The sequence below is a fragment of the Phreatobacter sp. GW821-FHT04C01 genome (assembly GCF_059420385.1).
In genome coordinates this window covers 106,896-119,137 of record NZ_JBWKTP010000008.1, presented here as the reverse complement: position 1 = coordinate 119,137, position 12,242 = coordinate 106,896, and the positions used below count along the sequence as shown (strand labels likewise).

14 protein-coding genes and 1 tRNA gene are annotated in these 12,242 nt (G+C 66.3%); 13 read left to right on the top strand and 2 right to left on the bottom strand.

Annotated features, from left to right (window positions below):
• The first annotated feature begins 150 nt into the window (after positions 1–150).
• From AC07WJ_RS26355 to AC07WJ_RS26295, 13 genes are all read left to right on the top strand, one after another.
• Positions 151–525 (top strand): hypothetical protein, encoded by a 375-nt coding sequence (locus AC07WJ_RS26355; protein ID WP_494937654.1) that lies wholly within the window; start codon positions 151–153, stop codon positions 523–525.
• Complete coding sequence (locus AC07WJ_RS26350; protein WP_494937653.1) at positions 525–830, top strand: hypothetical protein; 306 nt, start codon at positions 525–527, stop codon at positions 828–830. The genes AC07WJ_RS26355 and AC07WJ_RS26350 overlap by 1 nt, the downstream gene beginning before the upstream one ends.
• Positions 830–1,432, top strand: a complete 603-nt coding sequence (locus tag AC07WJ_RS26345; protein WP_494937652.1) for a phage adaptor protein — start codon at positions 830–832, stop codon at positions 1,430–1,432. The genes AC07WJ_RS26350 and AC07WJ_RS26345 overlap by 1 nt, the downstream gene beginning before the upstream one ends.
• On the top strand, positions 1,429–2,082 hold the full coding sequence (locus tag AC07WJ_RS26340) for a phage adaptor protein (RefSeq protein WP_494937651.1): 654 nt from the start codon (positions 1,429–1,431) through the stop codon (positions 2,080–2,082). The genes AC07WJ_RS26345 and AC07WJ_RS26340 overlap by 4 nt, the downstream gene beginning before the upstream one ends.
• Positions 2,083–2,084: 2 nt before the next feature.
• On the top strand, positions 2,085–3,746 hold the full coding sequence (locus tag AC07WJ_RS26335) for a hypothetical protein (RefSeq protein ID WP_494937650.1): 1,662 nt from the start codon (positions 2,085–2,087) through the stop codon (positions 3,744–3,746).
• Positions 3,743–4,180, top strand: a complete 438-nt coding sequence (locus AC07WJ_RS26330) for a GNAT family N-acetyltransferase (RefSeq protein WP_494937649.1) — start codon at positions 3,743–3,745, stop codon at positions 4,178–4,180. The genes AC07WJ_RS26335 and AC07WJ_RS26330 overlap by 4 nt, the downstream gene beginning before the upstream one ends.
• A gap of 25 nt (positions 4,181–4,205) precedes the next feature.
• On the top strand, positions 4,206–5,189 hold the full coding sequence (locus tag AC07WJ_RS26325; RefSeq protein WP_494937648.1) for a tail fiber domain-containing protein: 984 nt from the start codon (positions 4,206–4,208) through the stop codon (positions 5,187–5,189).
• Positions 5,182–6,615, top strand: a complete 1,434-nt coding sequence (locus AC07WJ_RS26320; RefSeq protein WP_494937647.1) for a glycoside hydrolase family 73 protein — start codon at positions 5,182–5,184, stop codon at positions 6,613–6,615. The genes AC07WJ_RS26325 and AC07WJ_RS26320 overlap by 8 nt, the downstream gene beginning before the upstream one ends.
• A 160-nt stretch (positions 6,616–6,775) precedes the next feature.
• The gene (locus AC07WJ_RS26315) at positions 6,776–7,690 is read left to right on the top strand and encodes a phage tail protein (RefSeq protein WP_494937646.1); all 915 of its coding nucleotides are present in this window, start codon (positions 6,776–6,778) and stop codon (positions 7,688–7,690) included.
• 9 nt (positions 7,691–7,699) lie between these two features.
• Complete coding sequence (locus AC07WJ_RS26310) at positions 7,700–9,358, top strand: DUF2793 domain-containing protein (protein ID WP_494937645.1); 1,659 nt, start codon at positions 7,700–7,702, stop codon at positions 9,356–9,358.
• Between the two features lie 402 nt (positions 9,359–9,760).
• On the top strand, positions 9,761–9,973 hold the full coding sequence (locus AC07WJ_RS26305) for a hypothetical protein (RefSeq protein WP_494937644.1): 213 nt from the start codon (positions 9,761–9,763) through the stop codon (positions 9,971–9,973).
• Entirely contained in the window at positions 9,970–10,518 is a 549-nt protein-coding gene (locus tag AC07WJ_RS26300; protein ID WP_494937643.1) for a hypothetical protein, read from the top strand. Before AC07WJ_RS26305 ends, AC07WJ_RS26300 begins: the two co-directional genes overlap by 4 nt.
• Positions 10,515–10,802, top strand: a complete 288-nt coding sequence (locus tag AC07WJ_RS26295) for a hypothetical protein (RefSeq protein WP_494937642.1) — start codon at positions 10,515–10,517, stop codon at positions 10,800–10,802. Before AC07WJ_RS26300 ends, AC07WJ_RS26295 begins: the two co-directional genes overlap by 4 nt.
• Positions 10,803–11,017: 215 nt before the next feature.
• Here the strand turns inward: AC07WJ_RS26295 and AC07WJ_RS26290 are convergent.
• A tRNA-Val gene (locus AC07WJ_RS26290) sits at positions 11,018–11,092 on the bottom strand.
• A 97-nt stretch (positions 11,093–11,189) separates the two neighbouring features.
• Complete coding sequence (locus AC07WJ_RS26285; protein WP_494937641.1) at positions 11,190–12,230, bottom strand: amino acid ABC transporter substrate-binding protein; 1,041 nt, start codon at positions 12,228–12,230, stop codon at positions 11,190–11,192.
• Between the last annotated feature and the right edge of the window lie 12 nt (positions 12,231–12,242).

Genomic DNA, 12,242 nt, shown 5'->3' with positions numbered 1-12,242 from the left:
CTCCGGCACGGTCACATTCGAAATCCGGGCGAAAAGCCCGCCCGCCGAGGTCTTCTTACGGCCGGCGGATGATTCCGGATTTGTCCAGATGCCGCGATCAGTCCCTGCCGCGAGCAGGCGGACGCCTCCTTCTCACATCGGAAGCTTACCATGACCCGCGACGAGATATCAGCCGCCGACGAGGCCGTGCTTCGCCTGGCCATCAAGAGCCGCACCGGCGAGGCGCCGGTCGGCCGCCGCACCCTCGAAGGCCTGCGCGTGCTGGCCGCGCGCGCCTATGGCGTGCAACTGGATGACCCGATGGCCGAACCTGCTGCGGAGACGGGGCGGCGCGCCCCGGCGATGACGCAGGGGAGCACCGTGGCGCCAGCCGGCATCAGGTCGGTTTCCGAGCTGATACAGGTGCGCATCCTCAGGGACTATTGGCCGCGTGAAGGGGACCGGCTCGTCGCCGGTAGCACCACTCGCATGTCCGAGGCTGAAGCCAAGCCCCTGTTGCGCGACGGCGTGGTGGAGTGGATCTGATGAGCAACCGCGTGCTTGTTCATCACGACCCCGTCCGGCGCATCTCGACCTATCACGAGGACATGGGTGACGGCACCGTGCTGCAGACCCGCGAGCAGGATGTCGAGGCCGTGCTGGCCGAGGCCAAGATGTTCCGCGAGGCCAATGAGGGGCGCGGCTGGGGCCATGGCCAGGTGGTCGCAGCGATCCCGGACACGATCTTCCACAAGCATTTCCGCGAGCCGTTGATGCAGCGCGACCGCAAGGCGGTGCGTCAGCTGCTCGACGGCGAGTTCTCCGCCTTCAAGACGCGGGATAAGCTCTGATGGCCGCCTTTGCCGATTATTCCGAACTGGTCATCGCGGTTGGCGAATATCTCGATCGCGCCGACCTTGTCGATGTCATGCCGCGCTTCGTTGCCATGGCCGAGGCCAAGATCAATCGGCGGCTGCGCGACCGGCGCATGCTAGCCGAGATCACGCTGATCCCGGACGAGACTGGGGTCTGCAGCTTGCCCGTCGACTTTCTCGAGGCCGAACGGGTGGAGGCGCAGACCGCGCCGCCGCGGCTGATCGAGGCCGCGGCCGGCCGCTATGCCACGAGCCTTTCGCATGCGGGTGGTCCCTCGGTCTATACGATCACCGGCACGACCCTGACCTTGCGACCGGCCAGTGCCACGCCGCTGATGCTTCACTATTTCCAGGCCTTGCCGGGGCTCGAAACCGCGCTGACCAACTGGCTGATTTCCGCTTATCCCGACATCTACCTCTATGCCGTGGTGTTCGAGGCGGCGACCTATGTCCGCGACACGGCCTCCGCCGCCGCGGCGGCCCAACTGCTCGGCGACGCGCTCGAAGCCGCCGACCTCGATAACCGCCGCGCACGCTGGTCCAATGTCGGCTATCGCAGCCTGGAGGCGACGCCATGAGCCTGCTGAGCCTTTGCCAGAATGCCGCGACGCTGATGAACCTGCCGTCGATCACCTCGGTGATCACCGCGGCCGGCCGCACGCCGCAGGAGTTCCAGGTGCTGGCGATCCAGACCGGCCAGGAGTTGGTGCGGCGGCACGACTGGGGCGGGCTTATCCGCACCGCCGCTCTGGGCGCGCTGCCGGCGACCTTGCCGGGTGATTTCGAGCGGCTGACCCAGGGCTCGCCGGTGAGGCTCGGCACCCAGCCCATTCGGGGCGCGCTGTCAGATGCCGAAATGAACCTCAAGCGCGGCGCCATGCCGACCTCGCCGCCGCGCTTCATGCTGCGCGGGAGGGAACTGGAGGTGGCACCGCCGCCGGCAGGCCCGGTGACGCTCGAATATGTCTCCGCCTATTGGATCCGGTCGGCCGACGCAACACCGGTGTTCCGGGCGGCCTTCGTCGCCGACAGCGACATGTCCGTGATCCCCGAAGACATCATCTTGCAAGGCTTGATCTGGCGCTGGAAACGGCAGAAGGGCCTGGCCTATCAGGACGAACTCGACCAGTTCGAGCAGGCCGTGGATTACCGCGCCCGCGCCGATCGCGCGCTGCGCCTGCCGGCCGAGCAGGCGCGTTCGGTCGCCAACCCCGCAAAGGTGACCTGACGATGTTGACCCAGGCGCGCCTTCGCGACCGTATCGTCCAGCAGCCGCCGCCCCGTTCGAAAGTGGTGCCGCTGCTGGCTCCGACCAAGGGGTGGTCATCGGAACAGAACCTGGCGGCGATGGAGCCGGACACGGCGCCGGTGCTGCAGAACTGGTATCCGGAGCCGGACGGCATCAGCCCGCGGCCGGGCTTCGTCGCGCAGGCGACCGGGCTTGGCGTCGGCGCGGTCAACACGCTGATGAGCTTCGTCTCGGGCAACGCCAAGCGCTTGTTTGCGGCGCGAGGCGGCAATATCTACCGCTGCGACGTGGCGGGGCCGGTCGGCGCACCGGTCTGGACCGGCGCCGGCAATGACCAGTGGCAATGGACCAATTTCGCGACCTCGGGCGGCCAGTTCATTTCGGCGGTCAACGGCGTCGATCCGCCGCTCCTCTATAACGGCACGGCCTTCGTCACCACACCCGCCATCACCGGCGTGACCGGCGGCGCGCTCGTCAACGTCTTCTCGTCGCAGTCCAGGCTCTGGTACTGCCAGGTCAATTCGGCGGATGTCTGGTATCTTGGCGCCGCTGCGGTCGGCGGGGCCGCGACGGTATTGCCGCTGGGCGCCCTGCTGGTGAAGGGCGGCGCGATCGTTGCCGGCGGCAGCTGGGCGACCGATTCCGGCTCCGGCATGAGCGACCTCACCGTTTTCGTGTCGTCCGAGGGCGAGGTGCTGATCTTCTCCGGTACCGATCCGGCGGCCGCCGCCACCTGGCAGCTGAAAGGCCGCTATCAGATCGGCAAGCCCTTGGGTTATCGCAGCCTCGCCAAATTCGGCGGCGATCTGGCGATCCTGACCCAGGATGGCCTGATGTCGCTCGGCGCGGTCATGCGGCTCGATCGTACAGCGGCCCAGCAGGGCGCGCTGACCCGCAACATTCGCCAGGCCTATGCCGCCGCGGTGAAGGACGACGCCGCGAGTTTCGGCTGGCAGACCATCGGTTTTGCCCGCGGCAACAAGATCTTCGTCAATGTGCCGCATGCCGCGACCGGAGTGACCAGGCAATTCGTCATGAACACGCTGCACGGCGCCTGGTGCGAATATCTGGGCATCCAGGCGGCCTGTTTCGTCGAGCATAATGATCGTCTCTATTTCGGCGGCACCAATGGCGCCGTCTACGAGGCCGAACGCGGCAGCATCGACGACACCACCGTCATCCGCTGCAACGGCCTTTCGGCCTTTACCGATCTCGGTGACCCCAACAGCTACAAGATCGCCAGCGTGCTGCGCGTCACCTATCGGGGACGGCCGGATATCCGGCCCTATCTGGCGGTCGCCGCCGATTACAATCTCGATCCGGACTTCGAGGAATATGACCTCGAAAACGCCATTGGCGTCTTCGGCACCTGGGGTGTGTCGAAATGGGGCCAGTCGACCTGGGGCCGCGGCGCCGGCATCGGCCTGTCCTCGGGCGGCCTGGTCTGGAACCAGGGCCAATGGAACCAGTTCGTCTGGGGCGGCGCGGTCGCGGTCAGCGACTACACCCAGTCGGTGTTCGGCGCGGGCAGGGCGCTGGCGCCAGCGTTCCGGCTCAACATCTATGACGGCTCGCCGGCGCTGGAGGCGAATTTCAAGCTGCTGCGCTTCGATGTCAGCGTCGAGGCTGGCGCGACCCTGTGACCTGGACGATCGAGACGGGGGAGCCGGCTGTCCGATGGGTGGCGGGCCGGCTCGGGGTGTCGTTTCCCAAGGGGGCGACCGCGCTGGCGCTGGCCCGGGACGGCGAACTGATCGGCGGTGCGGTGTTCTGCGGCTTCACCGGCCGCGATATCGAAGTGTCGGTGGCGGCCAGCCGGACTTTGGCCTGGCCGCGCGCCTTCCTGGTTCGGGTCGGCGCCTATGTTTTCGGCGAGCTCAGCTGCGCCCGCATGACCATTCTGACGCGGCCTTCGAACCGCACCGTCACCCGCATCGCCCCGCGCCTGGGTGCCGCCCACGAGGGCGTCAAACGCAACTATTTCGACGACGGCGCGGACGCGCTGCTCTTCGGCATCCTCAAGGAGGACTGGCCCTATGGTTTCGACACCGAGCCCACCGACCCCGCCGGATCCTAAGGAGACGGCGGCGGCACAGACCCAGATGAACCGCGAGACCGCGGTTGCCCAGACCGGGCTGAACGCGACGAACCAGGTCACGCCGGACGGGACGCTGAGCTATAGCCAGATCGGCACCTGGCCGGATGGCACGCCGCGCTTCCAGGCAACCCAGGCGTTGTCGGCCGCCAATCAGAGGATCTACGACACCAACAAGACGACCCAGCAGAACGTCGCCGATATCGGCGCCACCCAGTCGGCCAAGATCGGCAGTCTGCTGAACACGCCGTTCAGCGCCGACAACAATGCGATCGAGGGCCGGCTCAATCAGCTGGCGCGGGCGCGGCTCGACCCGCTGCAGGCGCAGCAGGAAGACGCGCTAAGGACCCGACTGACCAACCAGGGCATTCAACCCGGCTCCGCCGCCTTCGAGGCGGAGATGCGCGGCTTCAACCAATCGCGGAACGATGCCAACAACCAGCTTTTGCTGAACGGTCGGCAGCAGGCCTATCAGGAACTGCTGACCGAGCGGAACCAGCCGCTGAACGAGATTTCGGCACTGATGTCCGGCTCTCAGGTGAAGCAGCCGACCTTCACGAACACACCGCAGACCAATGTCGCCAACACCGACTATGCGGGCATCGTGAACCAGAACTTCCAGAATCAGATGGGCATCTACAATTCGCAGGTGCAATCGAACAACGCCATGATGGGCGGCCTGTTCGGCTTGGCCGGCGCAGGGCTCGGCATGTTCAAGCCGTCGGATCGCCGGATGAAGCGCGATGTGGCGCGGGTCGGTGAACTCGACAACGGATTGCCGGTCTACCGCTACCGCTACCAGGACGGCGGCCCGCCGGAGATCGGCCTGATGGCCGAGGATGTGCGCAAACTCAATCCGGACGCCGTCGCGACCATGGAAAGCGGCCTGATGGTCGTCGACTACCAGAGCGCCACCAGGCCGACGCCCGCGAGGCGGGCGGGCCGGCGCGCCAACAAGCGTTATCCCATGAAGGAACAGGATCATGGCTGAGCGATTCATCAACGACGGCAATTCCCAGGCGAGCGACGGCGTCAGGACCAAGCGGCGGGCTCTGGCCGAGCTCCTGATGCGCAACGCCATGAGCACTCAGCCGGTTGGCCACTGGACTCAGGGCCTGGCACGGTTTGCCCAGGGCGCTGTCGGCTTGCGTGACCTCTATCGTGACGAAGAGGCGCGATCCAAGGGCGGCAATCCGTTGGCCCATTTGCAGAACGCGGCGATGACGTCGTCGCAGGCCGCGCCTGCGGCATCGCCGCTGCTGCGGGCCGGCGCGAACCCAGGCGAGGCGCCGGTCGCGCAGGCCTATGCACCGCTGCCGCGGCGGCGCCCAGCGGAGCTGGATCGCATGCAGTCGGTCGGGCCAGGCGACATTATGAACATGCAGGAGGCCAATCCGACTGCGGGTGCTACGCGCCCTTCACCGGCAAACCAACCATCCGGGCCTAGTGCGCGCTTCATCGCAACGATACTTCCTCATGCCCAGCGGGTGGCTGCCGCAACAGGACTCGATCCAAGGCTCATTATCGCGCAGGCGGCGTTGGAAAGTAGTTATGGGCGTCGAGCGCCAGGCAACAATTATTTCGGCATAAAGAGCCATGGCCGAAATGGGGGCAACGACCTCTCAACCACGGAGGTCATCAACGGACAGCCTATTCGGACGCGAGCGAATTTCCGAGCCTATGGCGACTTGGGCGAGAGTGTCGACGACTACGGGCGTTTTCTTCAATCAAATCGGCGCTATCGAGGGGTGTTGGGAGCCCGCGGACTGGACGCTCAGATCGCGGCGATGGCTGCGTCCGGCTATGCGACCGATCCGCATTACGGCCGCAAGCTGCGTGAAATCGCGGCGGGCGTCCAGATTCCGAATGAACCCACGAGCGAGCCTGTGCGACCACCTCGCCCGGACGGAGCCACGCTGAGACCTCAGTCGGGCCTGCCTGCCCCCGATATCGACGCCGCTTTCGCCGATACCCAGCGCATGCAGCAGCGCCCGGAATTCGAGCAGATTCGGCGCGGAGCCATGTGGCGCTACCCTGGCCAGCTTGGCGCTCCGCTGCAGCAAGACGACTCGTCGATACCGGCACAGATGGGGCCGCGGCCCGGAGATCTTCCCGGATCGGATATCGGAGCGGCCTTCGCCGATGTCGAGCGGATGCGCCAGCGTCCCGCGCCCGGCCTGGGATGGCCCCAGTGGGGCAACCCCTCGCAAGGTGGCCTGGGACAGCTCGGGTCCTGGCCGCAACACGCTGCCGCACCCGCGCCCCAGGAGACAGTCGGCCCGCCGCTCGAGCTGCGCGCCCAAAACCCGGGACCGTCGGCGCCGGCTCCGTCCGGCGGAGGCTGGCAGGAGCAGTCTGGCCTGACGCCGGAAGAGGAGTGGCAGCGCCGCCAGATGTCGCCGTACGACCTCTATTAGAAGGGGGTTGCTCGACCGCCACGATCGACACGACAGCTCCGATGCTCCCGGCAATTGCGTCGGGGCAAAGGGTTGACGCCGCCCGGCCGATGGCGCGTCCAGGGCAAATCAGCTTCGGCCTCGCCTTCATGGCGGGGCCGTTTTCTTTTGGAGGAACCTCATGCCCCGCAACGGATCCGGCGTCTATTCGCCGCCACCTGGCACCACTGTGGTGCCGAACACGCTGGCCGATGCCACGGCGATGGAGACGCGCCTGTCGGACCTTGGCGCGGAGATCTCCGCGTCGATGCCGCTGACCGGTGTCCGGCCGATGACCGGGCCGCTCCTGGCGGTGCCCGGGTCGACGGCGGCCCCTGGTCTGGCTTTCGCGGGCGACACCTCGAGCGGGCTGGCGCAGGCCGGCGGCCGCACCGCGCTGGTCAAAGGCGGCGTCGCCGGCATCTCGTCCTCGGCCGCCGACGTGCAGGTGCATCTGCCGCTGACCGCTGGCGATCTCACCGTCACCGGTACTTTCGCCGCACCGGGCACGCTTGTCGCCGGCATGATGATGGACTGGGCCGGAGCGATCGCGCCGGCCGGCTGGGTCTTCGCCGCCGGCCAGGTGCTGCTGCGCGCGACCTATCCTGCCCTCTTCACGGCGATCGGCACGCTGCACAACACAGGCGGCGAACTCGGTACCGAATTCCGGCTGCCGGATGCCCGCGGCTGCGTGGTCGCCGCGCCCGACAATATGGGGGGCACGAATGCGGGGCGCATGGCGTCGGCAGGGGCTGCGGCAACGACGGTCGGCGGCCGCTACGGCACCGACACGCACACCCTGACCACGCCGCAGATGCCGGGGCATACCCATACCGGCACGACTGATAACGCCGGCGCCCATGACCACACGGTGCCGGGCAGTCCAATGGGCGGTGGCGGCTCGGGCGGCGTTCCCTCGCTGTCGGCCGGGGGCACCCAGACGTCCTCGGGTGCTGCGGCCCACGCCCACCCGTTCACGACCGGCTCGACCGGTGGCGGCGGCGCGCACAACAACGTGCAGCCGACCCTGTTCCTCTCCAAGATCATCAAGACTTGAGGTTTCGCCATGCCGATCAACATCACCGGCGCGGGCCGCTCCTATTCCATGCTCGTCAACAGCTTCACCAATGCCGCATCGGGCACGGTGATTTCCCCGGCTGACGCCAACGCCGCCCATGCGGATCTCGCCACGGCCCTCGACACCGCGCTGGATTTCGCGCCGATCGAAGGCCAGCGGCGCGTGATGGGCATTCAGGCCAGTGCCGCAACGCCGCCCGTTTCCCCCGCGGACGGCCAGGTCTGGCTTGTTGCGACCGGCGGCACCGGCGCATTCGCCGGCAAGGATCGGAAATATGCGGTCTACCTCGCGGCGTCCTGGACCTTCTTTGATCCGTTGCCCGGCGACACGGCTATCGTCGTCGCGACGCGCCAGAGCTTCATCTATGATGCCTCGGGCGTCTGGCAGGCTGGCAACGCCTTGGCGGGAGCCAACAGCAACATCAGTTCCCTGTCGGGCCTGACCACCCCGCTATCGGTCGCCCAGGGCGGCACCGCCGGCAATACCGCCGCCACGGCCCGTGCCGGGATCGCAGCGGCGGCTTCGGGGGCAAACAGCGACATCACGTCGCTGTCCGGGCTGACGACCCCCTTGTCGCTGGGCCAAGGCGGCACGGCGGGCACCAATGCACCGACCGCTCGCGCCGGTATCGGCGCCGCGGCGTCGGGCGCCAACACCGACATCACCTCTCTCGGCGGATTGACCACGCCTTTGGCCGTCGCCCAGGGTGGAACGGGCGCCAATACCGTGGCGGGTGCGACTGCTGCGCTGAACGTTTTCACCAGCGCGACAAAAGGACTGGTGCCGGCCTCGGGCGGCGGGTCGACTGCGTTTCTTCGGGCAGATGGTGTATTTGCAGCGCCAAATGCCGGGGCGGTGCTTGCGATGAGCTCGACCGGCACCCTCGGCGCAGCGGATGTAGGGAAGGTGGTTGTCCTGAGCGGCGGCTCGGCCTTCACCGTCAATCTTGCCGCGGCCGTGACCCTGGGTAACGGCTGGTTCGTGAAGCTGGTCGGTACCGGCACAGGCATTGTGACGATTGATCCTAGCGGCTCGGAGACGGTCTTCGTGAATGGCGGGCTCGTTCTGGCCATGACCCTCGCGAAAGGACAGGAGTGCGAGCTGATTTGCGACGGGTCATCGACCTTTTACGTTCGAGGTTACGAAAACGAGGTCATTCTCAGCGCCGTCACCGTCTCAGGCGGATCGAGCATCGATCTAGTGTTCTCACCTGGTTATGAAATGTTCGAGCTGGTGGTGCAAGATCTCACGGTCGGTAACAACTCAACCGCTATTCTCCTGCGCCTATCGACGGACAATGGCGCGACTTTCATCAGTTCCGCCAATGCATATGGCCGCGGCACGATAGCGCTGACCAGCAATGCCTCTGTTGGCGGCGGTGCAAGCGGAGGAGCCGAAGTCGTCCTCGGATCGGGGCTTGGCAATGCCATGAATGCAGGCGGGACCATAAAGATTTACTCCCCGTTTAACCCGTCAATTATGACACATATGAATTCGTATTTCGATTTCGAACAGATCGGTGTCGCTTATAATCCGGCCTTGGCGTATGGGCGGCGGCTCTTAGCAGAAGTAAACAATGCCGTCCGCATTCTCCCTGGGAGTGGTACTATCAGCGGCAAGGTCCTCTTGAGAGGCACACGTTATTGAGCCGGCCAAATCGTCGCGCCACTGCTTCACACTGCTGCCAGTCGCTTTCAGGCGATTTTTCCTCCAGGGGAAAGAAATAACACTTACGATCGAAGCAGCGCCGCAGGGCCGCATTTCCCCGAAGCAGGCCAGTAGTGGGGCGATGGTTTCCGTATTCCCATCGAATCTGGTGACATGGCCTATTCCAGTCGGGATAACTGCCGCCCCGGTCAACGCGAAAGCCAGCCCGGCGACGGCGCACTATCGCGATCGTCTCATCTTCTAGCGCTGGTGGCGCGAACGATAGCCTTGTCGACGGAAAGGGTAGGGTCGATATCGAAGGGGCTGGAGGTGACTGCCTTGACGGCCCATTCAACCAGGGCGCCTTTGGCCGATTGGGGCGGTTGAGGTCTTAATACCTATATGCCGACCGCGACGACCTTCCCCGAGCGCCTCGATGGTGGCTACGACGGTCTTGCCGATCGGCAGGCCAAACTGATTCGCGCCAAAACGGCCGCCTTTGTCATCGCCCTCGTCTTCGGCGGGGCCTTCGCCTTCCTTGCCTGGCGCGCCTGGTCGCAGAACCGCGCCGCCAAGGCCTTTGCCGTCAGCGCAGCCCAGGGAGCCGGCGAATGAGCACGCTCGACGCTATCGCCAAAAAGATCGTCGCCGCCGGCGCGCCCGTCATCGGCGGGTTGATCGGAACGGCCATTGGCGGTCCGGCCGGGTCCCTTGCCGGCTCGCTCGCCGGCAAGGCCCTGGAGGCGGTCGCGGAGACGCTCGGCACCGACGCGACGCCGGCCGCCGTCGGGGCGGCGATCGACACCGATCCGGATGCCGCGGCCAGGATCGCCGCGGCCGAGGCCCGCGCCGGCGAGATCGTCCGGCTCTGGCAGATCGAGGCCCAGCGGGTGAGCGAGGCCCAGGCCGCCGAGATCGCCCGCGGGTTCACCGCGTGGCAGGCCATGCGCATCGCCATTCAGGTCATCGTCTGGGGCGGCTGGTCGGTGATCGGGCTGACCGGCATCTTTGGCGGCAATTGGGGGGTGAAGACCTTGGTGCCGCTGACCGAGCTGATCGGCGCCTGGGGCACCGTCACCACGGTCTGGCTGATCGTCTTTCACGGCGGCCACACCGTGAAGGAGGTGCTGCCGGCGCTGAAATTCGGGAGGGGGCGGTGAGGCCGGTGTGGATCAACCCGGAAATCAATATCTGGTCGATCCTGGCCACCCTTTGCATGGTCGGCGCGACGGGGATCTGGCTCCAGGCCGATGTCCGCGACCTGAAGGCGGAGGACGCACGCATCCAGGCCGACATCCGCGACCGTGAAGGGCGGGTCACCCGCCGCCTCGATGCCGTCGAAGGCCGGCTCGACCGCACCACAGAGGATGTCGCGACCATCAAGGGTGACATCCGGGTGATCAGGCAGATCCTGGAGGGCAATGGCCGGCCGAGGGCTCCGTGAGCTTCAGTGCAGTGCATGCCCTTTGTGCGTTTCCTCCCCTGACTGCCGCCGCGTGCCCTCCGGGGCGCGTGGCGGTTCTTTTATGGTCCGGCGGGCGGATAAGGAACGAGCGGTCGAGCCATTGCCGCCAGGAGGGGACGTGGAGACACCACACATGGGTGTAGCCAAGGTCCAGCGCCGAGGCATCCGTTCAGCAAATGCGTTGTTGAGAAAGATGGTGGGCGCGACAGGGATTGAACCTGTGACCCCTCCCGTGTGAAGGGAGTGCTCTCCCGCTGAGCTACGCGCCCCACCGTGGGGAGCCGCGTTCCTAGCGGCTCCCGGGCCGGGGTGTCAAGAATGGAGAGGCGGCGGAAGCGACTTATCCGCATCGCCGCCATGGTGTCGTCACCGGACGGGGTAGGGATATTGCTGGCCGCCCTTGGACCAGAGCGCGTTCAGGCCGCGCGGCAGGCCGAGACGGGAGCCCGCGCCGACATTGCGCTCGAAGGCCTCGCCGTAATTGCCGACATGGCGGATGATCCGCAGGGCCCAGTCGTTGCTGAGGCCAAGCGCTTCGCCATATTTGCCGTCGAGGCCGAGCAGGCGGCGGATTTCCGGGTTCTGGGTGGATTTCGCGAGGTCGGCGGCATTGGCCTGCGTCACGCCGAGATCTTCGGCATTGAGCATGGCGTAATGCGCCCAGCGGACGATGGCGACGAAATTTTCGTCGCCGCGGCGCACCGCCGGCCCGAGCGGCTCGCGTGAAATCAGCTCGGGCAGGATGATGAAGTCGTTCGGATTGGTGAACTTCAGCCGTTCGGCGGCAAGGCCGGACGAATCGGTCGTGAAGCTGTCGCAACGGCCGGCCTCGAAGGCCTTCACGCCTTCCTCATTGGTCTTGAAGCTGACCACCTCGTAGCGAAGATTGTTGGCGCGGAAATAGTCGGCGAGATTGAGCTCGGTCGTGGTGCCCTGGGTGACGCAGATGGTCGCGCCCGACAGGCCCTTGACGCTGGTGACGTTCAGCGACCGGCGCACCATGAAACCCTGGCCGTCGAAGAAGTTGATCACCGGCCAGGCCATGCCCATCGCCGTGTCGCGCGCCATCGTATAGGTGGCGTTGCGCGACAGCATGTCGACATCGCCGGTCTGCACCACGATGAAGCGGGTCTGGGTCGTGGTCTGCACGAAACGGATCTTGGTCGGGTCGTCGAAGATCGCCGCGGCCACGGCCCGGCAGAGATCGACATCCAGGCCGCGCCATTGCTGCTGGTCATCCTGGTAACCGAAGCCGGGCAGGCCGGTATGGATGCCGCAGGTCAGATAGCCCCGCTGCTTCGCCCGTTCCAGAACGTTGACGGTCTGCGCCTGGACAGCGCCGGAAAGCAGGCCCCCGAGCCCGAGCGTCAGCGCCGCGATGCGGCATGTGTTCTTGATCGATATCATCGGTGTTCTCCT